19 protein-coding genes are annotated in these 22,984 nt (G+C 38.1%); 8 read left to right on the forward strand and 11 right to left on the reverse strand.

Annotated features, from left to right (window positions below; genetic code table 11):
- Positions 1-374 precede the first annotated feature (374 nt).
- Positions 375-638, reverse strand: a complete 264-nt coding sequence (locus OOA_RS05645) for a YjbD family protein (RefSeq protein WP_008911174.1) — start codon at positions 636-638, stop codon at positions 375-377.
- A 230-nt stretch (positions 639-868) separates the two neighbouring features.
- Between OOA_RS05645 and OOA_RS05650 the strand changes: the two genes are divergently transcribed.
- Positions 869-1,351 carry a hypothetical protein gene (locus OOA_RS05650; protein WP_008911175.1) on the forward strand — a complete coding sequence of 161 codons (483 nt, stop codon included), beginning with the start codon at positions 869-871 and terminating at the stop codon, positions 1,349-1,351.
- Positions 1,352-1,441: 90 nt separating this feature from the next.
- On the opposite strand, the gene OOA_RS05655 is transcribed toward OOA_RS05650, so the two are convergent.
- Complete coding sequence (locus tag OOA_RS05655) at positions 1,442-2,842, reverse strand: amidohydrolase (protein ID WP_008911176.1); 1,401 nt, start codon at positions 2,840-2,842, stop codon at positions 1,442-1,444.
- 380 nt (positions 2,843-3,222) lie between these two features.
- On the opposite strand from OOA_RS05655, the gene OOA_RS05660 reads away from it, so the two are divergent.
- On the forward strand, positions 3,223-4,230 hold the full coding sequence (locus OOA_RS05660; protein ID WP_008911177.1) for a DUF481 domain-containing protein: 1,008 nt from the start codon (positions 3,223-3,225) through the stop codon (positions 4,228-4,230).
- An 84-nt stretch (positions 4,231-4,314) separates the two neighbouring features.
- Here OOA_RS05660 and OOA_RS05665 read toward each other — a convergent pair whose 3' ends face one another.
- From OOA_RS05665 to OOA_RS05690, 6 genes are all read right to left on the reverse strand, one after another.
- Positions 4,315-4,974 (reverse strand): homoserine/threonine efflux transporter, encoded by a 660-nt coding sequence (locus tag OOA_RS05665; RefSeq protein ID WP_008911178.1) that lies wholly within the window; start codon positions 4,972-4,974, stop codon positions 4,315-4,317.
- 125 nt (positions 4,975-5,099) lie between these two features.
- A complete protein-coding gene (locus tag OOA_RS05670; protein ID WP_040691147.1) occupies positions 5,100-5,615 on the reverse strand; it encodes a DUF4274 domain-containing protein in 516 nt (171 codons plus the stop codon).
- Between the two features lie 32 nt (positions 5,616-5,647).
- Positions 5,648-7,003, reverse strand: coding sequence for a coiled-coil domain-containing protein (locus OOA_RS05675; RefSeq protein WP_008911180.1), 1,356 nt, complete (start codon positions 7,001-7,003; stop codon positions 5,648-5,650).
- Positions 7,004-7,010: 7 nt separating this feature from the next.
- A complete protein-coding gene (locus OOA_RS05680; protein ID WP_008911181.1) occupies positions 7,011-13,268 on the reverse strand; it encodes an AAA domain-containing protein in 6,258 nt (2,085 codons plus the stop codon).
- Positions 13,269-13,297: 29 nt separating this feature from the next.
- Positions 13,298-13,927: a 4Fe-4S single cluster domain-containing protein gene (locus OOA_RS05685; protein ID WP_040690832.1), complete on the reverse strand. Its 630-nt coding sequence runs from the start codon at positions 13,925-13,927 to the stop codon at positions 13,298-13,300.
- A gap of 3 nt (positions 13,928-13,930) precedes the next feature.
- On the reverse strand, positions 13,931-15,769 hold the full coding sequence (locus tag OOA_RS05690; protein ID WP_008911183.1) for an AAA family ATPase: 1,839 nt from the start codon (positions 15,767-15,769) through the stop codon (positions 13,931-13,933).
- A 199-nt stretch (positions 15,770-15,968) separates the two neighbouring features.
- Between OOA_RS05690 and OOA_RS05695 the strand changes: the two genes are divergently transcribed.
- The 4 genes from OOA_RS05695 to OOA_RS05710 all read left to right on the forward strand — a co-directional run bounded on the left by OOA_RS05695 (position 15,969) and on the right by OOA_RS05710 (position 18,189).
- Positions 15,969-16,439: a GNAT family N-acetyltransferase gene (locus tag OOA_RS05695; protein WP_008911184.1), complete on the forward strand. Its 471-nt coding sequence runs from the start codon at positions 15,969-15,971 to the stop codon at positions 16,437-16,439.
- Positions 16,440-16,529: 90 nt separating this feature from the next.
- Positions 16,530-16,955: a VOC family protein gene (locus tag OOA_RS05700; RefSeq protein WP_008911185.1), complete on the forward strand. Its 426-nt coding sequence runs from the start codon at positions 16,530-16,532 to the stop codon at positions 16,953-16,955.
- 391 nt (positions 16,956-17,346) lie between these two features.
- The gene (locus OOA_RS05705) at positions 17,347-17,589 is read left to right on the forward strand and encodes a hypothetical protein (RefSeq protein ID WP_008911186.1); all 243 of its coding nucleotides are present in this window, start codon (positions 17,347-17,349) and stop codon (positions 17,587-17,589) included.
- A gap of 42 nt (positions 17,590-17,631) precedes the next feature.
- On the forward strand, positions 17,632-18,189 hold the full coding sequence (locus OOA_RS05710) for a class I SAM-dependent methyltransferase (RefSeq protein WP_008911187.1): 558 nt from the start codon (positions 17,632-17,634) through the stop codon (positions 18,187-18,189).
- A 141-nt stretch (positions 18,190-18,330) separates the two neighbouring features.
- On the opposite strand, the gene OOA_RS05715 is transcribed toward OOA_RS05710, so the two are convergent.
- Positions 18,331-18,786 carry a YaiI/YqxD family protein gene (locus OOA_RS05715; RefSeq protein ID WP_008911188.1) on the reverse strand — a complete coding sequence of 152 codons (456 nt, stop codon included), beginning with the start codon at positions 18,784-18,786 and terminating at the stop codon, positions 18,331-18,333.
- A gap of 109 nt (positions 18,787-18,895) precedes the next feature.
- A complete protein-coding gene (locus OOA_RS05720) occupies positions 18,896-19,798 on the reverse strand; it encodes a LysR family transcriptional regulator (protein WP_008911189.1) in 903 nt (300 codons plus the stop codon).
- Between the two features lie 133 nt (positions 19,799-19,931).
- Between OOA_RS05720 and OOA_RS05725 the strand changes: the two genes are divergently transcribed.
- Complete coding sequence (locus OOA_RS05725; RefSeq protein ID WP_008911190.1) at positions 19,932-20,795, forward strand: SDR family NAD(P)-dependent oxidoreductase; 864 nt, start codon at positions 19,932-19,934, stop codon at positions 20,793-20,795.
- On the forward strand, positions 20,795-21,664 hold the full coding sequence (locus OOA_RS05730; protein ID WP_008911191.1) for an SMP-30/gluconolactonase/LRE family protein: 870 nt from the start codon (positions 20,795-20,797) through the stop codon (positions 21,662-21,664). The genes OOA_RS05725 and OOA_RS05730 overlap by 1 nt, the downstream gene beginning before the upstream one ends.
- Positions 21,665-21,727: 63 nt before the next feature.
- Here OOA_RS05730 and OOA_RS05735 read toward each other — a convergent pair whose 3' ends face one another.
- Positions 21,728-22,942 (reverse strand): MFS transporter, encoded by a 1,215-nt coding sequence (locus tag OOA_RS05735; RefSeq protein ID WP_008911192.1) that lies wholly within the window; start codon positions 22,940-22,942, stop codon positions 21,728-21,730.
- Positions 22,943-22,984: the final 42 nt, after the last annotated feature.

Genomic DNA, 22,984 nt, shown 5'->3' on the forward strand with positions numbered 1-22,984 from the left:
TTTCACTAGAATACTCGAGTGCTTGCTTACCAATGGTCTAGGTAAGGCATTGTTTAAGAAGAGTAAATTAAAATATAAAAGGTAATTACTCTACAGGGGAAGGTAATAAATCATTACGATAAAAATACCAAATATGACCTGACCAAAAATAAATCAATATTATTACTGTCTGCTAATGTTTGGGGTTAGGACATCTTAAGAGCGTAGCTTTATTAGCGACTAATGAAATTAAAATACCTTTAAATGTGAATGACTCCTTTTAATTTTCAGCAACAGAAAATTTTAGTTAACGGTACTTACAGAGTCAGAATGATGACTCTGTAAGTATTGAATTTATTGTACTGTATCGCGTTACCGCTATTAAATTTTAACTTCTAACGAAGCCCTCGGCTGTGGTTATTGGATGACCAGCTATAAGTTTCATCACTTGAGACTGCCTTATTTTTCTTTTTCTGTACTCTAACTTTTTTAGCTTCTAGCTCAACTTCTTTCGAGATTTCTGTAACAATTTCTGTTTTTACTCGGCCATGCTCTGCGTTGGTTAATTCGCGCCCCAATTTTTTTCTTTCCTGACCTAATCGAGTTGAGACTCTAAGCCTTTGAGCATCGGTCATTTCTTGTAGCGTTAACATTTTCATTTCATTACCTCGGTCATCGCATTGGAACCAATAATATAACACTTTACTTGATTAATTGACTATCAAGAACATGGGTTTTGCATTATTTTCTATAATTAGCTTTGAATAGGCCATGCATATGAAACACGCTAATTATCCACTTTAGCGAAAACCTTACCCTCTTTACTTTCATCCGCACATATTGTTGTGTATAAAATTGGTATGTATAACCTATCTACATGGCCTAACGGATGTACAAATATTTTATTTGCTTAATGATAGTATCTGCTTACGAAGGTGCCGATTATGTAGTTGGTGTTTTTGATGATTTATCATTAGCTAAAATAGCTCAAGAAACGTTTATCAAAGATCTATCTTCCATCGAAGGAGAATCCCCTAGCATCATTCGCACTAATGATAAAAAAATTGTCGAGATTAAAAATATCAAAATTGTGGAATATGAGAATCAATATCAATTAGTAAACCATATTTATATTGCTTCAATATTTAATGAGGGCTTTGGTCAGATTTACCGCCATATTGACTCTATTTTAGGTTCAAAAGAAGCAGCACAAAAAAAGATAAAAATATTAGAGTTAAAATCAACGGAGAATGAACCCACATTTCCTGAATATTATTCTATTGAAAAACTTAAAATTAATCAGTTAAACAAGCGTTCCCTCAACCAGTGGCTAGAAAATGATTATTTTGATAATGATGACTACTTAACTTAAATTAACACTTGTTATTATTAATATCATACTCTCTTTATCATCACAGCCAGTAACTTATACTGGCTGTGATTCAGGCTTTATTATAGCGTGTTATTTAACCACTTCACCGCTAGCAATAACGCTTTCACGAACCTTACCAGCAAATGTTTGTGCTTCTTTAATAATGGCGGCTTCATCAACGGTAAGAAGTTTACGATCTTGCATTAGCACATTGCCATCAACAATAGTATGGCGAACATCACTACCATTTGCGCCATAAACTAAAGCTGCATACGGGCTATACATTGGAACCATATTTGGTGATTTAGTATCAACAACTATAATATCCGCTAGTTTACCTACTTCTAAAGAACCTAATTTATCTTCCATATGAATAGCCTTAGCCGAGCCCATGGTTGCCATTTCAACAACAGTAATTGGTGGCATTGCTGAGCGATCTTTATTTGCTAATTTATGGACTTTACCAACTAAGCCAAGTTCATTCATTGTGGTTAACGTATTACTCGACATTGGACCATCAGTACCAAGTCCAACACGGACGCCCTTTTCTAGCATCGCCGTAACGGGTGCAACACCCTTAGCCGATTTAATGTTAGCACTCATATTATGTGCAACACCTACATCGTATTTTTTAAGTAAATCGATATCTTTATCATCAACCATTATCGCATGAGCGGCGATAACTTTATTATTCAGTGCACCAATATCGGCCATATATTGTACAGGGCTTTTACCACCAGTACGCTTAGCAATTTCTTCTTGTTCACGATCAGTTTCTGCCAAATGGATCATAACTGGAGCATCAAGCTCTTGCGAAAGTTTAGCAATTTTCTGTAAATGTTCAGTTGTATTAGTATAAGGAGCATGAGGAGCGAATGCCGGAGTAATACGAGGATGGTCCTTATATTGGTTAATAAAATTAACCGCATATGCAATACCTTCATCAGCATTTTGAGCATCAGCAACTGGGAATTTAATAACTGATTCCCCCAGAATTGCTCGGTTACCCATTTTATCAACTGTTTTCGCGACTTCATCTTCAAAATAATACATGTCAACATAGGTGGTAACGCCACCTTTAACCATTTCCACGTTCCCTAAATTTGCACCGATACGAACCATATCACGTGAAACCATTTTGCTTTCTAGTGGAAAAATATAACGATGCAAGCGATCAGGTACATCATCTGCAAGTGAGCGAAAAACAGTCATTGAAGCGTGGGTATGTGTATTAATTAGGCCTGGCATAACAATATCGCCATCAACATTGAGAACCTGCTCTGCTTTGTATTCTTTCGCCAGTTCAGAACCACCAACCGCAATGATTTTATTGTCTTTGACGACCACAGTACCGTTCTCGATGACCTGGTTTTGTGGATTCATAGTAAGAATAGTGCCATCAACAATCATTAACGATGCGTCTTTGATCGCGTAACTTGAAAAAGAGGCTGCAATTACAGTAAGGGCGAGCACAGATTTAGAGAACGACATGGAGACCTCATGGTTAGATAGGAACACATTGAAGGAACTCGTTCCCTCAAAAAAATCTATTATACAAAATAAAATCATATTTATGTCTAAAGTTTGAATTATTCTACTAACTCTAATACCTGCCATTTGCTTTGTGTCGAGATAACAACAACGCTAATTGTTCATATATCTAAACATATAGTGCAGATATTTATTAATTTATTTTAAATTGTAATATTTCCCTATATAACGCAATGCCACTCAATAGTTCTTAAATGCAACACCAGAAAATAAGTATAAACACTTGCATTGTTTATTTTCGTAAAAATACTTGCGTTCTAAATTCATAAATACTAGGGTTTGTTGTTTTATACGCTTAGTCAAGTATAAGGTTTAATGCAATGCGTAAGTTTTACATATTATTTTTAATTCCATTTGCAACGTACTCTATTGCGGATAATATCTATTTAAAAAATGGTGATTTGATATCAGGAAATATTAAAATAATTGACAGCGATAGTGCACTGATAACAACTGAATATGCAGGTCAATTAAGAATTGAACTTAATAAAATTAAGTCTTTTAACATTACTGAGCCAGCCATCATTAAAAATGAACATTTTTCCGCATGGAAAAAAGTTGATTCAATTAATAAATCTAAAGATGGTGAAGTTATTTTAATTAATGGTGAAAATAGTCACCCCATTCCTATTACTAATGATTTGGTTTTGAGTAAAAAAATTGAAGGTGAAATACCTAAAGATTATAAAATAACAGGCTCACTCAATGCTGGTGGATCATATAATAAAAGTGCATCAAAAAGTGAAAAATACTCACTCGATGGTAATATGCAAATATTACAAGGCGAATGGCGTCAAGGCCTTAATGCCTCGATGACCAGAAATAAAGATGATAAAAAAATTAATAGTTATTACTATAACTTAGGTTACCAACTTGACCATTTTATCTCTACATCGTTCTTTTGGCGAGGTTCCTTCGCATATCAGCATGACTGGATTGAGGAGATCAAATCAAAAGGCGGAATGGGCACTGGCCCAGGTTGGCAAGTTTGGAACGATGAGTTAAGTTCACTCTCATTTACGGGTCTTCTTAGTTATCAGCAGTTAAAATATCGAGATGACAATGATGAAAAATATATGGAAGGTTCTCTATCTTGGGATTTTAACCAATATCTTTTTGCTAAAACGATGAGTGTTTATACAAAAGGTCGTATCGGTCGAGGTTTCAATAATGATGTTAGCCTTGATTTAAATATGCGTATTGGGATGATGTATTACTTAACCGACTCTTTAAATTTAAATACTAATATAGTTAGAGAAAAAATAAATGCAGAAAAAGGTGATTCTAGCAACACTAACTACATCATTGGTGTAGGCTATAAATGGTAACTTTCATTGTGATAGTAATTAACTATATTTAATTACTTTACTCTTTACATAAAAAAATCATATGTAAAGAGCTAGCAATCTGATTTATAGTAAATCAGGTTTTTCACGATAGATTAACTCCCATACGCCTTGAGAAATTAATTTAAACGCTAATCCACCCAATATAATCCCAATTACTTTCCCGAACATTTTATGAATTTTCGAATATGTCCGTCTTACAGATGTTAATGAAAAAGTTTGGCAGAGAATAATTCGCCAGATTAAAGAGGCTACAATAATAGTGAGCCAAATGACAAGTTTTGCCCATAAAGGTGTATTAATTGTAATCGTTGTTGAAAAAATACTGATGAAAAATAAAACTGTCTGTGGATTTGATAAGTCAGAAATTAAACCTCGCCTAAAATAAATCACTGCGCGAAAATTTTCTGCTTGAGTATTCGTATTGAGATTGAGCTGAGTTTTGTTTTTAAAGGTTGATATCGCATAGTACAACAGATACGCTCCCCCTAAGATTTTTATGATAGAAAAAAACTCGCCGAATTCAGCCATCAACGTTACTAAACCAAACAAACCAAGACCTGAGTAAATTGCATTTCCTAAGACAACTCCGTATCCACATGTTAAGCCCGCCCGTTTCCCAGAGCTTAGCGTGGTTTGCACAATAACAAATAAATTTGCTCCTGGATTAAAAAAAGTCAGGACAAATAAAAACAGAGTGAGAGTAATGCTGTGTAGAGGATCCATAAGTCAGCTTCTTATCAGGCTTATTTTTTTCTATTATATACACAAAATAATTCGAGCAGCATGTAGGAATCGAACTATCCTATTACAATTGGGCATATACGAAAAAACTAAGTGCCCTTATTTAATTAAATCTCGTATAAAGCAAAGATCTGCTCTGCAAGCGGTAATGGCAAGCCTTCATCATAATTATCATCTTCGAGTTCGACATACTCTCTTCCTGCCGTTGCAACAAGCATACTTTCAGGGATCGGCCGTTTCACGATTAAATGAGGATAATTATCTGCCCCTCCTCTATCAGAATGCATTGCGTCAAACCAAATACCATGATCTGCATAGAAACCGTTTAAACAACGTGATTCAAGCATTTTGATTAACTGCCAAGCATTTTGCTCATGTTCCGGTATTTCTTCTTCCTCAGCATATTGAACATACCACGCAGCCCCTAAAGACCAGTACATCATTATTGCCGAAGCACGATCAAGTTGCGCGTTATTCGCCAGCCAATTTAAACCTTGCGCATTGCCATCATAATTAGAATTGGCAATATATATATGCCATTGAGCTGGTGTGGCTTGCTTTAGATAATCAAGAATAAGTTTCCAAGACTTTTTATCTCTTTCTTCATCGGATAATTGTGTCACAACATTTCCTGCTTTTATAATATGATTAATTCTCATCGAAGTGTTCTTGATTTTACCGGTACTGACTGCTGGCGTACTTGTTCATTTTGATTTTGGACTTCAATCACTTTCATTTCACTACTGCCAGCAGGTAATGCTCGGTCAATCATTAGCTCTGCATCTGATTGCATAAGAATATCTTGTAATTTTTCATGCTGGCTACACCAGACAGCGTCCACATCTTGGTCTCTTTGAGTATTACGCTGTGCGGAAAATGCGACAGTCCGAGCCTGAAAACGAGTTTGCTTTCCACCCAATTCTAAGCCGTATCCCGGTGTTGCTGGGTGAGTAACTACAACTTGCCCATCCTCTAGCCATGAAGTGACCGAATTTTCTCGTATCTCGTAACCCAATTTACTCAACCCTTCAAGCACTGCTTCACGCTGAGCGCGGATCACTATTTGTTGTTCTGCTTGCTCAATTTTTTCTTCTAATTGTGTTATCAGTAGCACAATTTGCTGCAAAGTACCTGTCACTGCAAGTTGACTAGCCTCTTGAATGATCTCAGTAAATTTGGCATTTTCAAAGCTAGCAAGTTCATCGCTGACTTGCTCTAATCGTTCAGCTAATTCAATCCGTTTTTGACCTTCACTCAACTGAGTTGCCATCGTCATTATTAATGAATCTGCACGGACATGACGTTGTGCGTTTTCTTGCATTTGTTGAATATCAATTAACATCCGTGAATGTATTGTAGCCTCTTCATTTAAGCCCATAATTTTAAGCTTTTCTATCATTAAGGCTATCTGTTCGCATTGCATCGTAAAGGGGCTTTGTGGGACCCCACTTCGCCAAAATTCCGCCACGCCATCTGATTGAGCTTTTAGTTGATTTAATAATTCATTTTGGCGTTGGGATGGTATGTTTAATTTACTTTCTAACACTGAAAATGCACGGAAAATCAATGTTGCTGTCTCTGATAAATCTGAAGATATATTTTGATTAAGCTCATTAATTAAATCAATTTCATGTGGCGCTTGTCGTTGAATTAATTCGCTCAGTTCAACTAGATTGCGTTGCCGATGAAACTGACTACGTGCGTTGTGTGCTTGCTGATCAATAAGCTGCTCTCGAATATGGCGTATTTCATTGCTGAGTGAAACACTAAAACTCGCCACCTCTTGGTTAAGTGCAGTTAATTGTTTGGCCGTTAGCTGCTTTACTTGCTGGCTGTTTTTAACTAGCGCTTGATATGTGGTCGTTATTTGTTCTTTTCGAGGCTCCGCATTTTGTTGTTTTTCGCTGATTGCTTGCCACTGCCGAAACAGTCTATTCAAAACAGCAAGTTGCCGTTGATAACGGATCTCATTGATTTCTCTTACTGAAATACGGTGAACAGATGAACTCATAATTAACCTAATTAACGTTTATTAATGAAGCATGATGGATAGCATCAAGTAAATTCTGTTGTGCAGTTTCGCGCTCATAATACCATTGTTTCAATGAGACTCGATGACGATGCGCAACAATGCGCCGTAATATGCTATTACGCCATAATTCACGAGCACGCGCGCGTTGTAATAATGGATGTTGTGGCATATCACACTCAATACCCAACAAGAACTGACCATTAGCATTACTCTCAATTAAACAATCAAAATAAAATACGCCTGCTTGTTCGGTCGGTGCTATTTTCCAGCCTTGTGAACGAATAAAATTAATAACAGATTCAACAAAAGCATCTTGCTGACTCTCTATTTGCTCTTGTCCCACGAGTGTATGACACATTCTCTTAAGTAATTTATGGTTATCTTGTTGCATCAATGGGTTATTCAGGTTTTTTGCATAAGCTAAATAGCCTTGCAAATAATCACGCGGGATATCAGGTTTTCTATAGGTCGTGAGTAAATCAGATATTTCATCAATTGGCATTGATGTCATAACCACAACTTGCTGACGAGCTCGGGTAATTGCAACATTTAACCGTCGTTCCCCCCCTGTTTGTCCTAACACACCGAAATTTCGACGGAAGGTACCTTGCAGGTTACGACCGAAAGTGGTTGAAAATAAGATTACATCACGCTCATCACCTTGTACATTTTCGACATTTTTAACAAAAAAAGACATATCTTCATCATTCGTCTGACGCTGATTTTCTTCGGTATATGCCTGATGAAACTGCTCATCAACCAATGCTTTAGCACGAATATGCTGGTTGATCAGTTGAGCCTGTTTTTGATTAAAAGTCACAACACCAATCGATGGTCGTTCATTGAATGGTTTTTGCCACAGTTGAGTTAAATGTTCAATAACGGCAATAGCTTCATCTTCGTTACTTTGATTAACATAAACACCATTAACATTAATTAGGCGTATTGGTTTGACGTCATTTACTGTTTTCAGTGAGTGCTGAGCTGGAATATTGAGCCTATTTTCATAGAAGGCATAATTTGAGAAATTGATCAGCTCACGGTAAACCGAGCGATAATGAATATCGAGGGAATGAACAGGTAAAACGGTACGAGCAAGGTGCAATAAATCAGGACAATCACTAATCTGGCGATAATTCCATTGTTCATCGGCCTGCTCTTGCTGCTCATCAAAGTCATCATCATTATCTTCTTCTTCCGTCAACTTACCACTGAAGAATTTTGATGGTGGCATCTGTTTTTCATCACCACTTACAATTGCTTGCTTGCCCCTAAATAAAGTAGGCAAGGCAAATTCGATAGGCATTTGTGAAGCTTCATCATAAATCACACTATCAAACATTCCTGCTTTTAAAGGCAGTACTTGGCTTGCAACATCAGGAGTCATCAGCCAAACAGGTCGTAATTGCATTAATCCTAATTCACAGCCTTCACTGATAAACTCACGCAAACGCCGTGCTCTTGGTCCTGCTAGACGAGTAATTTCTTCCCAATCACGACGATTTCCCAGTGTTAATGCATCAATATTTAGGGTAAGTGCTTGTCGATTATAGTGTTGTAATTGATTTTGTACCTCAGACAGCTGTTCAGTATGATGAACCATCTGAGCATTATCCATACCTAAAATTGCTGATCGGGCTTCAATTTGGTTTTTGGCTAACATAAGAAAATAATATTTAACCGTATTTGCTAATACATCTAGCCAATTTTGCTGTTTATCTTCGGCCATCTTTGGTCGTAGTAAGGCGAGTATTTGCCAATGCGTCTCAGTAAAATGGGCAGTTTGTTGCCTGAATGTTTGAAATTGAATCAGTTTAGGTAAGGCAATTTGCAGCTGTTCAACCTCCTGAATCAATAAAATGCCCGACTCGATCGTATTTTTAAATCGAGCGAAACACACTTCATTGAGTGCCGGTTTTAGTGAGTTCAGAATATTGATACTTTGCTCTACACTTTCAGCTTTTTTTATCGCGGCTTCAACTTCAACGCATTGCTGAGTAAAACCAATTTGTTGTTGATTAATAATAGCATCAAGGAAATGCTCAGGTTGTGGGTAGTCTGCCAAAACATTAGCGACACTCTCAACATGATTTAGCTGTTCAATGAGTGGACTTAATGTTTGCTGCCAAGATTGTTGATGCAGTTGTTCGCTAACATCGATGGTTAGTTGTTGATAAATTGGCTCGAGTTCTTGGTAGAGTAAACGCCATTGTTGTTCAACATTTATTGTGTGCGATAGGCTGGTTAGATTGACTGTATCAGCACCCATACCACTTGCCGCAATAAAGTTGGCTAATTTGTTCTTACGACTGTAGTAAAACGGATTAAAAAAGCGCAACAATGTGCCATGCATTTTTTCAGTTACTGACCGAGACAATTCCACCAACGCTTGATTACCTAACGCTGAGATCAACTGAAAATAGATAGGATCAGAACCCGTCGAATCGATCATCAATAATCGTTCATTAATTTGAGTTAATTGTTTGATAATTACAGAGCCTATAATTTGCTTGCCCTGTTGAGTTAAAAATAAGCTCAACCATCGCGAAATATCCAACCATTGCGCATTCGTTAGTCTTGATAGTTGCCGTATGCTTTCCTTAAACGTCTGTCGATGATTAGTAAGCTGTGTAATATTTATCTGATTTTCAGCCACGTCATACACTTGTGAACGTTGTTTTTCTGCTGTTCTAAATTGAGGAAAATACTGATTAAATAGTGCATATTCAGGGTCATTAGCTGTAAATTGCGCTAAATCGTTCAGTGGACTATTTTCATAATTAAGCGATAGCCAATGAGGAGCTTCAATTTGAATATCGTCAATAAGTTGCTCAATGCTATCTTTGTTGTGAGCAGCCAAATAAGACTGCATTTTATCCATTTCAAGCGAAAAATAGTGACTATTCTCAACAGCAAGCAGTCCCGATAGAACATCTCTGTATGACAACTTAAGATGTTCATCTATGTTGTACATGGCCCGATAATAATTATCGAGACTATTTTCATGCTGGCTAAGCCTTTCCCCTGCTTGCTGGCGATGGTTTCGCCAATCATCATCATGCAATTCAGTGACAATTCGTGCCCATAATTGTTCGATTTGTTCTCTTACTGCATAAATAATCTCTCGCGGTTTCTGGTTTTGATTGATCATCAACACTCGGTCAGTTAAGCCATTAGCAACTAATCGTTTATATACCACCTCTAAAGCGGCTGGTTTTTGGCAAATTACCAATGCCGTTTTTTGTCGACCAATCGTGTCGGCAATTAAATTAACAATAGTCTGGCTTTTACCCGTTCCCGGAGGACCTTCAATCAATAGCCCTGTTTCATGACGAGAAGCTTGAATAACAGACTCTTGTGATGGGTCTTGTAGTGAAATAAAATACTGATCAATAGCTTGCAACGGTGAATTAATTCGGCTGTCAGGCTTATAAATATTAAGCATAGTGGCCAGCGCCGTATGGCTAATTGTCTGTGAAGCAATAAGTCGTAAATCACTACTGATTGCCTGCCCAATAAAAGAGGTGTGAAACAATACGGCGGAGCATGCTATCTGAGCACTGTTTTCTTCAATTTCATCAGTAATCGACGGCAGTGGTAATAATGTGTGTTCTTTCACTGGCAATATATTAGCGAGTGTTGCCATCACTTCTTCAACACTTAATCCCGCCTGTGAAAGCAGCTTATCTAACACTTTTTGCCATTCACTAACAGCTGGAATGCCCACAAAATTCGCCAACGCTGGATTTAAGCGCACTACGGCTCGATCATTATCAAATGTTAATTGTACTGGCCCCCGCTGTAGCTCTGTCGATACCATAGATATCGGCCATAAAAACAGTGGTGCAATACGTGGTTTTATTTGATTAGGCTGGGTATTGAGTAATAAAAAAGGAAACCCCAGATACATACCATTAATACCGGTGTCACGTTGGTATAGTTGAGTATTTGATTGTAATGTCCATAGCCGAGAAGTAACCCCTTTTCGTTGCAATAACAGGTCATTATCAATAGAGATTGGCCGATTTTTTCGATTGATCAAATGCTCAAGTAGTTTATCTGCGTTTTGAGTCGAGCTCACACATTCCATTAAATCGACACGGCCTGAGTTAGGCGTCAGTCGCATACGAACTAAGTTTCCACGTTGTGTGACTGAAATGAGCTTTTGCGCAAAAAATCTCAAAACTTCCAGTACATACTTTTGCGATTTTGGAACATGCCACTGTTCATCTGGAATCGCTAGCATCACCAATATATGTTGCAGAGGTAAGCGTTTTGTGAGTAAAAAAGTGTCAACCCATTGGTCAATTTCAGGGATATCAAGACGTTTAAAACCGCTTAAACGGTCATTCAAACGTTCGAAAAGCTCACTACGTGAAAGCGTTAATTGCTGCTTGGCAATATTGGCATCAAAACTGATGATATTATAGCGTTTTGCTAAAGTAATAGCTTCGTTAGCCAGACTATCTAATGAAATAAACTGATCAATATCAGCGCTTAATAAGAGAATATAATCGTCTTCTTGCAGCTTTTGTTTGCCAATTAAGATACGCAAACTGTCGTTATGAGCATCTGGAAATTGTCGATGAAAAATATCCCAACGAGCCGTTAATTGGCTTATTGAGGTAATTAAAAGATACAAGCGTAGGCTTTCTTCGTTAAGTGGGATCTGCTGTTGTTCTGCCCGCTGACGAATTCGGCATTGTCGATGATAGAGCTGAACTAACCAATGTTGCTCATCAATTGCTTGAATTTTATCCGTAAGTGGTTCACTAATTAATTGATAACCGAGCGTTGGATTTTCCAATAACCATGCAGGCGTAATAATTTCACCTTGATAAATAAACGGCATGTTGGGGTTCAATATACGCAGCGCAAGCAATAATTTAAGACCAGCGTCAATATCTATATTATTCGCTAACTGTTGTAGTGGATTGAGGACACCGCCTAAATGGTCAAATTTGGTCAGCCAAGACGTTATCTCACCTCGGGTTAGAATTTCTATCGCATCATCCCAATGCTCTTTTTCCGCCGCAACCATAGCAAATGCTTCAGGTTGGCTAAACGCATAACCAGCAAATTGGATTTTGTGTAATTGTGATTGTTTTATATCGGTAATAGCTTCTTCAGCTTGTACCGGTCGTCCTTGTAACCAAGCAGAAACTTGTGGCCACTGCCAACGTAGAAAACGGTCACGATTCAATAATCCACGTAGTAACAATTGAGTTCTGGGATCTAAATCACTTGGGATCTCAATACCATTAGTCATTACTTGAATTAAAAAAGCATTATCATGGATATGATCGAAGCATTGGCCTCGCGTGAGTTGCTCTAATAGAATAATACCCAGACTCCACCAGTCAGATGCCACACTAACACCACCAGCAAGAGTTTCCGGTGCTGTATAGCGAGAAATATCTAAAGGTGAAACGATATCAAGGTCAAACTCTGACAGACTGGCTGATCCATACTCGATCACGACAATATCAAGGGGATCACGACTGCGAATTAATAAATTAGATGGACGAAGGTCTCTATGACGTAACCCATGCTCCGTAAAAGCGGCAATCGCTTTACCTATCTCCTTCACAAGTTTCGGGATCTCATCCGATCGCCAAAAGTCGCCTTGTGCAATAAATTGACTTAGCGAGCCACCAACCAATTTTTCTGTCACATGCCAAGCTCGATTTTCCCAGCGACCTGCATCATAAAAAACAGGAACGTGGTCAACAGAGATTAGTTTCAATACTTGGTATATGGCAGGATCTGGCTCCTCGCCTTTACGATAAAGTGTCAAAATACCTGGTTGCATGGACTGCGAATTAGTGACAGCGTAACGCTCTCGCGTACTATCTATCGCATTAATTCGCTGTTCTAAATGCCAATCACCGATTGTTTGATGGGTTTGCGTGTTATCATTATTAGTTGCAATTTGATCATTATCGGCAGCATCGGCTCCACACTGGAAACAAATAAGTTCCCCTACTTCCATTGGGTGACCATTTGCGCATTGAAGTGCGTATATATGCGATGTAGGTATATTATCAACAGTGCTCGGACTGTCTGATCGATTTAGGTTATCTGGAATAACGGCGTCTTGTAGTGGTGGTTTCCAACCCTCATCATGAATAGATTCAAGCGTGAGATCCCATCCACAAGGCTGATTATTAATTTGTCCCGCACAAAATATCTCCATTAGTGGGCGTTCAGTATGGCAGTGCGGGCAAAAGCGTATCATGGTCATCCGTTATTCCGATTAAGTTACTTTATTTGTTATTTTTTTAAGGGTGTTAAAGGCGTTTCTTGTTGTTCGAGTAATATTTGTAAGCGTGACATGTCACGGCGTTGCGGGATCCCTGTTAAGAAAATACGCCCAGTGCCATCAAGCGCTAAGTCCAACACCTTATCATCGGCAGTTAATTGTCTGTCATATTGTGCAAAACGAGCTTCACCAAGTGGTGTCAGTCGGTGTAATAATTGATTATCGCTGCCTCTTAATGCCAACGTTTGTGGTGCATCGACAAGATAAGGCCCGCTAATCAAGGCATCAATCAAACCATCCATTTCTGAAACCTTCAGCTTAATATCATCCCATCCATAACCACTATAAACCAGAATATCTCCCTGAAAGTTTGCATGCAGCTCAATTAATAACGCATGTAGGGCATCTGCTTGCTCAAAAGGTTCACCGCCAGAAATGGTAATGCCATCAGCAAATGGCAGCCATTGCTTGAGTTGTTCCATGACATTAGCAATTTGAATCCCTTTGTCTCTACGATGCCAAGTGTCGGGAGATATGCACCCTTTGCAAAGTAAACTACAGCCTTGTACCCATATACCAATACGCTGACCCGGCCCCAATGTTGTTACTGGAAAATGTAGACGTGAAAGACTTATTTTCATGATTTAATTTGCCAGGGGCTGTAATAAAACTCTCGTCACATCCCCAATTTTAATATCAGCGATTTGATAGGCTAAGCCAGCTTCAAGTTCGCTATCAAAAATAGCCCGAGATAATGGATTAATCAGATAAGCTTCTAACTGGTTACGTACTCCCCGACCACCATTAGAAAGATCAGCTAAGCAATGTATTTTTAAGGTCTCTTTAGCACTTTTTGAAATAGAAATATTCAACGACTGTTTATCAAGCCCCGACAGAATATTATTCACCATTTGCTCAAAGATTTGCTCCGCAACATCAGGGCGAATAAAATCAAAAACAATAATATTTTCACCAATACGATTGAGTAATTCAGGGCGATTGAGCACTAATTTAAAATGACGCTCAATTTCACTTTTAACATTGCGGGTAACTGTCTCAAAAGGTTCATGTGGTTGCACATTTGCAACACGTTCCCCATTTGCATCTAAACGGTAAATCCCTAAATTAGAAGTAAAAATAATCAAAGATTCAGAGAAATAGACGCGATCACCACGTCCCGATGTCAGTACACCATCATCAATAATTTGTAGAAATTTATCCATTAAGTGTGGATGCGCTTTTTCTATTTCATCAAACAACACCACACTAAACGGTTTTTCTCTAATTGCATTTGTCAATTCACCACCGGAATCATAACCAATATAACCGGGAGGTGCACCTACTAAGCGTTGGTCTGCATGTTCTGCACTAAATTCTGACATATCGAAGCGAATGTATGCACTTTCGTCACCAAACAGTAATTGAGTCACCGTTTTTGCTAACTCAGTTTTACCAACGCCTGTCGGACCCGCAAGAAAAACAACACCTCTAGGACGACCACCTTTACTGCTTCCTACACCTGTCATTGCACGTTTGATGATATCCAACATATGATTTACTGCATGTTGTTGCCCTTTTACTCTTCGTTGGATCATTTCGGGTGCATTATGAATTTTTTGCTTATCGATTTTTTTCCATGGATCTTCTGTAATGCCCACCTTATAGCGACGTACAGCATCACTAACACGAGTTATATCAACCTGTTCAATCCGTGCAAGCTGGATAATCGCAGTCAAATCAAGCAGTAAAAGACCTTCAGTTTCATCAATAAAATCATTCAATAGGCGTTCTTTTTCTAATTCGTTAATTTGCCCAAAACCTTGCAAAGATGACAATAAGATTGGTGCTAATATTCGACGTATTTGACTATCAGGTTTAGCGACAGGAATTGCTCGTACGCGTGGATTATTAACAAGAAACCAATCCGGTAAGTCTGTTTCTTTTTCAACAATCCAAAATACCGTATTAAAGAAGGGCTGATTGTTTTTACCTGCCGGGCGAGCTTTTGCTTGATGTGATGCCACAAGTGCTCGCGTAAATAAGCTATGTTCCACAGGGGTTAAGTTATCTCGATGTGAAATCAAGCATGATGCAAAATCAATACATAGTGCGATGGGTTGTTCATTATAAATAACTAATTTATCTAAAACTTGATTTAGGATATCAATACCACCTGCAGCGCGTCCATCAACTGCCATTAGCCCTAGCTGTTGCATTAGTACTGCTCCTTCTTGAGCCTGACGAGAAGGATTGACTACCCATTGAAATCCTAATAATGGCGTATAGGTAATGACATGTGCGTAGCCTGCTTCAAATAAATTATTGAACAGTGATTGATTGAAAGGGAGAGGCGTCACAACGTTAGGGGTAATTTCACTTGCTTGTAGATCGCGAACATTGCCAAATAAAACAAACTGACTTTTCAAGGAAATAAATCGAAATAGATCACGTAACCAACGTGGTTTTTGAAAAGCAATGTTCATGTCATTCCTTATTGTATTCTTAGATTTATCTAAAGTTTACATTAAATCATCATTGAATTACTCGTTTATCTCAGCTCAAATTATGATTATCTGAACATTCTCAATCTTGCTTTAAATAAAACGTTATTGGTGCTTGTAATTCATACAGTAGTCTGTAGTTTATTTCGTAAAATGTTTTCCTAGAATAAGTGAGGGTTAAATGAATCATCAACCTCAAACCTATCTACACTCAATTGACTCACGTTATGTTGTCACTACCGACCCGGCAAAAATGGATATCATTGCCATTCATCAATTTCTCACGCAATCATCATGGGCTGAAGGTATTGATCTCGATACTGTCGAATTATCGATACGCAATAGCTTATGTTTTGGTTTATTTGCTGGAAAACAACAGATTGGCTTTGCGCGCATTGTCACTGACTGGGCAACTTTTGGTTATTTATGTGATGTCTATGTACTAGAAGAGTGGCGTCATAAAAAATTAAGCCGTTGGTTAATAAATTGCTGCCAACAGCATCCAATCGTACAACGTTTAAGACGTATCATGCTAGTCACCTCTTCGGCATCATGGCTATATGAAAAAGTTGGCTTTAGTGCAGTCAATAAAGATAATTTAGTGTGGCAAATTGTAAGACCTGATATCTACCACAAAAAGCATAGTAATTGATTTATGTTAGACTAAATTTTCTTAGAACCGATACAAAACTTCGTAATTTACTCTATATTTCTATTTAATTTATCTTTAGCGGAGCACACTATGACCAAAATTAATCAACTTTGGCGAAAAAATCCAACAAGCGAACATTTAACATCCCCTCGAGTAATGGCTCGTGTTTTTATCCACCCCGGTGAATTAGAAAACAGCATCAATTTTTATGAAAAACTACAACAAGTTGAAATAGATGGTTTTTTTCCATTCCCTGAGCATCAGTTACGTCTTGCTATGGTCGGTGCATTTTTAATTATTGAAGGCCCTGACGAAAAATTAACACCTTTTACCAGCACTCATACCACACTATTAGTTAATGATGTTCAGCCCTACTATGATTTATTAGTAGATCAAGGCGCTACAATTATTTTTCCATTGCAAGATGTACCTACGGGTAGAGCTTTTAATGCTATTCATCCCGATGGCACAGTAATTGAATATGTTCATCATCGTCCAAATCATGAGGGAAAATAAATATTAGGGTCATTGATACCCACTAATAAATTATTATTATCTATATAGAACAATGGTAACTTAAAGTATCACTTATTTTTTAAATTTCATTCTTCTCTATATGATAATTTTTACGCCTAAAAAAGTTATCATACTCATACCAATATGCTAATTAAATAATAATGCATTATTATTTAATTTCCTTACCAGAAAATTAAAAACCACGACCTTTTTATTTATATACATTAACTATAAATAAGCATTTATGTCATTATTAATTTAATATAGTAATCTAATGTTAATTTGGCTTTAACTATTGTAATTAATTGTAATAACAGAGTTACTCTATTGAGCCTCGTGTAAACTCCATGCTTTAGACTTTGTCTAAAATAAATAATGGAGGGGTTCTATTATGTCTTTTCTCAGTTGGTTATTTGGTTTACATAAGAATTATCGTCATTCTAAGCTAAGTAGTCAGTCAAAACATGCACGCCGTGCAAATCGCGAGCGGCGCGAAGAACAATACGAAAATCAAAATAATGACATTTACACTGCGGTAAATAAACAGCATATCACTATCATGCAATGTAAACGGTGTCATTCGGTCTTAAATTTAGAAGCTAAGTTCTGTAGTGAGTGTGGCTTGTCGGTATAAACAGGAATCTTAATTTTCACCTTAGAATAGGTAATATCAAATATGAAAATTTCTTTTTTTTATCGAATCAATCACTACCCACTGTATATGAAAAACTTCATATCTTCTCCAAAAAAAATGGGCACTATCATTCCTTCTTCCCCTTGGTTATGCAATAAAATGCTCAATAATATTGATTGGAATAATTGTGCTAAAATAGCTGAAATCGGCGCGGGTGACGGAGTGATAACAAAACGAATTTTGAAAAAAATCACACCAGAAACATTGCTTAGTGTCTATGAAATCAATGATGATTTTATTAAAGTATTACAACGAATCGATGACCATAGAATGGAAATTAACCACCGTTCAGCAGAATATCTTTCAGGTGACTATGACGCAATTATTTCGGGGATCCCTTTTCGTTCATTAGATAAAAAAACAGGAATGAGAATTCTTAAAAAGGTACATGGTCGTCTTATTGAAAACAAAGGTGTTTTTATATTATTTCAATATACACGAGGATGCGAATCAATGTTTGAACGTTACTTCAGTTTCACTAAAGAACGTGTATACCTCAATATTCCGCCAGCATGGATTTATACTTGCCAACCAAAATAACGATTTAAATCACAGTGAAATAATTATTTTAATTAGATTCAGTCTATATATTAAGAGAATATATCACCTTAAAAATAAATTTTTAAGGTGATATAACAATTAAAAATTGATTAGAATAAATATTGTAAAAAGCACATACACTTATAATGTTTTCTTACGCTGTAATAACCATTTATCTAATTCATTAGCGAATAACTGCCGATCACGTTGATTCAAAGTAGAAGGACCACCTGTTTGAACACCACTTGCTCGCATCGTATCCATAAAATCACGGATCGTTAAACGCTCACGAATTGTCGCTTCACTGTAACGTTCTCCACGAGGATTCAATGCAACTGCGCCCTTTTCCATCACTTCAGCAGCTAGAGGAATATCAGCAGTAATTACAAGATCACCCGTTTCTGCACGACGGACAATTTCATTGTCAGCCACATCAAAGCCTGCTGGAACTTGTAATGTGCGTAAAAAAGCCGATGCAGGTACGGTTAATCGTTGATTAGCAACGAATGTTATTTGAACTTTTTCGCGATCTGCCGCACGGTATAGTACTTCTTTAATAACTTTCGGACATGCATCCGCATCAACCCAAATGAACATAACGTGACCCTGTAACAATGCTATTAGTGGCTTTACAACCAACTGATTGAAAATAATTAATTTCTATTTTAATCTACTTTGCTAGTTTGAAGTAGCTTTAGTGACCCTTTTACTCTCTATTGGCCGCAATTTTAGCTAGGCTGATAAATTTTTGTGCTAATGGGCTCATTGCTAAAGTACCAATCATTAATTCAAACTCAGTATCTTGGCCTTCAATTGAATAATAGCAGATCCTATCACAGCGAAAATTTCGCATACTTTTAGGGACAATCGATACCCCTGCACCGACAGCAACTAATGATAACACTGCATGCATCCCATGGGCTTCTTGCGCAATTTGAGGAACAAAACCTGCTTGAGCGCACAGTTTAAAAACACGCAAATGAAATCCTCGCCCTTCATTCATCGGCCAGAGAATAAAAGGTTCTTCGGCTAATTGTGTTAAAAAAACGTCCATTTGTTGGCTTAGTGGATGACTTTTCGCAACCGCAATGCATAAGCTATCACGATCAAATTCACTCAACTGAATATCATTCACATTAGTCAGTGGCGGGATCATAACCCCAATATCAAGGATATCGTTACGTAAGTCATTTACTTGTGCCGCAGTTGTTGCCTCTCGCAATTCTAGCCGAATATTAGGATGCGCCAATCGGAATTGATGTATCACATCAGGCAAACGACCATACAAGGCACTACCAACATAACCAAGCCGTAGCTTACCTATCTGGCCAGATGCGATCCCTTGAGTCGACGAAACCGTTAAAGCAGCCTGCTTCAGTGTTTGGCGTGCTTCAAGCAAAAATTTTTTACCTGCATCAGTTAAGCCTAAGACTCGATTATCACGATTAATTAAAGTGACCTTGATATCTTCTTCTAATTTACGGATCGCCATCGTTAAGGGAGGTTGAGACATATTGAGCCGTTTTGCAGCACGATGAAAATGCAGCTCTTCGGCTACGGCAATAAATTGCTCCATTGCCCGTAAAGTAATACGAAAACTCTCTGACATGGTCAACTCCAAAATAAAACCGCTATATCGATATAAAATATATATCAAGAATCATCATTAATCATATTTTATATATTACCTGATTATTGACATACTGATAATGCTTCCTAACTTATAAAATGAGATATTTAAAATGATCACCTTTCATCGTCAAATCGTGTTAATTACAGGTGGTGCACGTGGCTTAGGTTTAGCCTACGCACGTTGTATCGGGCAATTAGGCGCGATAGTGTTAATTCAGGATATAGGCGCAGATAGCCAAGGTAATGGTGAAGATAATAATGTTGCTGAACGTGTGGCTGAAACTTTGCGCGTAGAAGGTTTAGATATTCAAGCAATATCAGGTTCTCTAAACTCTCGTACTACTTGCCATCAACTCGTTGAACAGATAATTCAAAAATACGGCCGATTAGATGCAGTGATCCACAATGCCGGTTGGGTGGATTATCAACCAATTGAAGAGTTGGATGAAAAAGCGTTTGATCACATGCTATCGATTGCGACTAAAGCACCGATTTGGCTTGCACAAGCAGCATGGCCACAGATGAAATTAGCTGGATACGGCCGTATCGTCGTCACGACCTCTTGCCGTGCACTTTATACTCAATATGCTCAACATGGCTTAATTAGCTACGCAGCTGCCAAAATGGCTATTGTGGGTGCAATGAATATCCTTAACCATGAAGGTAACAAGCATGGGATCATGGTCAATGCTATATCACCTGTTGCTAAAACGCGCATGTGGGGAGAAAGCGGTGAACCTGATGAGCTTCACCCTGCTGATGTTGCTCCCGGTGTGGCTTTTTTAGCCTCTTCTGATTGTTTATCGGGTGGATGGATTTTACGCGCTGCAAATGGTCAATTCCATGCAACAAAAACAATGGAAGCTGAATTTGTTGATTATCCTCGAGATATTAAAGCTATCCGCGCGTTAACTGCACAAGATATTGCAGATAACTGGCACAAAATCGCTATTCCAAATACGGAACGACGCTAATGTATCAGACAAATATTGTTGCCAATACGCAGACAATTCTTGGTGAATCGCCAATTTGGAGTGATGCGAGGCAATCACTCTTATGGGTCGATACACTACAAGGAACTTTATTGGCTTTCGATCCAAAAACCTCTGCACATACCTCATATCCCACATCGGCACCATTAACCTTTATCGCAGAAAACCCAGAAAAAGAACTAATTGTTGGTATTGGCTGCCAATTGACAAGGTTTGATCAACAATCTAATTGGCAACTCATTGGATTAGCACCCCATTCTCGCGAAGGTTATCGCCTAAATGATGCTAAGTTTGATGCTAAAGGACGTTTGTGGTGTGGACTTATGAGTGAGCAACTCATAGAAAATAGTGGGTATCTCTACAGTTTTGATCAAAATGGGTGTTGGCGAACCATTGATACAGGTTTTACGCTCATTAATGGAATTGACTGGAGTCAAGACAATAAAACCATGTTTGTCACGGATTCAATAAAACGCGTTATTTATGCCTATGATTTCGATTTGAGCACAGGAGATGTTAGCCATAAACGGATTTTTACCCAGTTTAGCGATACCGATGGCAAGCCCGATGGTTTAGTTGTTGATGCAGATGGCTATGTTTTGAGTGTATTATTTGACGGCAGTGCCATTGCTCGGATTTCGCCCAATGGTGATGATATTCAATTCTGTTCGCTACCCGTTAAGCGCCCAACGAGTTGTTGTTTCAGTGAGAACGGACAAGTTTTGTATCTCACTAGCGCTCGATTGGGTTTAACCGAACAAGAATTAATCGAATCTCCCGCCTCAGGCACCCTGCTAAAGATTGATTATCAAAAATTGAGTGAACAATTAGCAAATAAGCCCTTAGTTTAATTTCTTATCTCGCATAGTTTCGTGACAAGCAACCATGCGAGAATTGAATAAATAGATGATCTGTTATTCAACCGTAGCTTGGTCTATAGAGTTATGTGAAAGCAAATGTCTTCGTTGCCCTAAAATCGCCGCTAACAGGACGATTACCCCTCCCACAATTGCCACCAAAAATCCGGCTTGAATGCTATAACTATCGACGAGCTTCCCTGATAACGCAGCGCCCATTGCTACACCTATATTTAAGCCTGCGAGTAACCAAGTCATACCTTCTGTTAATTGATTTTCAGAAACTAAATTCTCAACTAATGACATCGCCACGATCATAGTTGGTGCAAAGAATAGCCCAGCAATAAATACAACAATCGCAAGTGAAACAACATCACTGACAAAATACAGAGGAAGCACCGATAACGCCGTTAATATTCCGCCCAATAGTAATAATCGTGGTAACGAAGTTTTCAACGTTAAAGCACCATAAACTAATCCCATCAAACATGATCCCAGCGCATAAGCAGATAAAACAAGACTTGCAGATGCTGGTTGTTTTACATACTCCGCTAAAGCAACACTACTGATATCAACTGTTCCCACTATTGCACCCATGGCGATCATCAATAGCACTAAAAGTTGCATGCCTGTTTGCAACATAATCCATCGCGGCTTACTGGCTACTGCATGACTTACGCTTAATACTGGTTCAGTCTTTCGTTGCAAAATTAATGAAACAACGCCTACGATCAGCAAAAACATCGCAATGATTAAACCTGCTTGCGGAAATAGTGCCACGGCAAGCCCTACTGATATAGGTGGTCCTATAATGAATGTCACTTCATCTAAAACCGTTTCTAAAGAATAAGCCGTTTGCAAAATGGATTGTCCTTTATAGATAGCAGACCATCTAGCTCTGACCATTGCTGACATACTTGGCATAAATCCAGCAAGTGCCGCACCGACGAAAAAACCCACATCAGACACCATAGCCCATGAACTCCACAACACGATGCTAACGCCAATCACACTAATGGTTGATGCAATGGGCAAAATGTAAAATTGTCCATACTTATCAACTAATCGTGAGATTTGCGGTGATAGCAAAGCATACGCAAGTACAAAAGTGGCTGATACCAATCCGGCAAGTGCATAACTCCCTTTTATTTGAGCTAGCATGGTGATAATTCCTATACCCATCATGGGTAAAGGTAATCGTGCAATAAGCCCGGATAAAACAAAACGTTTACTCCCCGGTGCGCTAAACAATTGTTGGTAACGACGTTGCATACCTTCTCCTGAAATTTAATTTATACATACATTACGTATGAA

The organism is Providencia burhodogranariea DSM 19968 (assembly GCF_000314855.2).
Lineage (GTDB): Bacteria > Pseudomonadota > Gammaproteobacteria > Enterobacterales > Enterobacteriaceae > Providencia > Providencia burhodogranariea.

Excerpts from the sequence above, each read along its gene's own strand:
- OOA_RS05650 (WP_008911175.1), top strand. The coding sequence starts at position 869 with ATGTACAAATATTTTATTTGCTTAATGATAGTATCTGCTTACGAAGGT.
- OOA_RS05695 (WP_008911184.1), top strand. The coding sequence starts at position 15,969 with ATGAATCATCAACCTCAAACCTATCTACACTCAATTGACTCACGTTAT.
- OOA_RS05715 (WP_008911188.1), bottom strand. The coding sequence starts at position 18,786 with ATGTTCATTTGGGTTGATGCGGATGCATGTCCGAAAGTTATTAAAGAA.
- OOA_RS05720 (WP_008911189.1), bottom strand. The coding sequence starts at position 19,798 with ATGTCAGAGAGTTTTCGTATTACTTTACGGGCAATGGAGCAATTTATT.
- OOA_RS05730 (WP_008911191.1), top strand. The coding sequence starts at position 20,795 with ATGTATCAGACAAATATTGTTGCCAATACGCAGACAATTCTTGGTGAA.
- OOA_RS05700 (WP_008911185.1), top strand. The coding sequence starts at position 16,530 with ATGACCAAAATTAATCAACTTTGGCGAAAAAATCCAACAAGCGAACAT.
- OOA_RS05690 (WP_008911183.1), bottom strand. The coding sequence starts at position 15,769 with ATGAACATTGCTTTTCAAAAACCACGTTGGTTACGTGATCTATTTCGA.
- OOA_RS05645 (WP_008911174.1), bottom strand. The coding sequence starts at position 638 with ATGAAAATGTTAACGCTACAAGAAATGACCGATGCTCAAAGGCTTAGA.
- OOA_RS05735 (WP_008911192.1), bottom strand. The coding sequence starts at position 22,942 with ATGCAACGTCGTTACCAACAATTGTTTAGCGCACCGGGGAGTAAACGT.
- OOA_RS05665 (WP_008911178.1), bottom strand. The coding sequence starts at position 4,974 with ATGGATCCTCTACACAGCATTACTCTCACTCTGTTTTTATTTGTCCTG.
- OOA_RS05710 (WP_008911187.1), top strand. The coding sequence starts at position 17,632 with ATGAAAATTTCTTTTTTTTATCGAATCAATCACTACCCACTGTATATG.
- OOA_RS05675 (WP_008911180.1), bottom strand. The coding sequence starts at position 7,003 with ATGAGTTCATCTGTTCACCGTATTTCAGTAAGAGAAATCAATGAGATC.
- OOA_RS05655 (WP_008911176.1), bottom strand. The coding sequence starts at position 2,842 with ATGTCGTTCTCTAAATCTGTGCTCGCCCTTACTGTAATTGCAGCCTCT.
- OOA_RS05680 (WP_008911181.1), bottom strand. The coding sequence starts at position 13,268 with ATGACCATGATACGCTTTTGCCCGCACTGCCATACTGAACGCCCACTA.
- OOA_RS05705 (WP_008911186.1), top strand. The coding sequence starts at position 17,347 with ATGTCTTTTCTCAGTTGGTTATTTGGTTTACATAAGAATTATCGTCAT.
- OOA_RS05685 (WP_040690832.1), bottom strand. The coding sequence starts at position 13,927 with ATGAAAATAAGTCTTTCACGTCTACATTTTCCAGTAACAACATTGGGG.
- OOA_RS05725 (WP_008911190.1), top strand. The coding sequence starts at position 19,932 with ATGATCACCTTTCATCGTCAAATCGTGTTAATTACAGGTGGTGCACGT.
- OOA_RS05660 (WP_008911177.1), top strand. The coding sequence starts at position 3,223 with ATGCGTAAGTTTTACATATTATTTTTAATTCCATTTGCAACGTACTCT.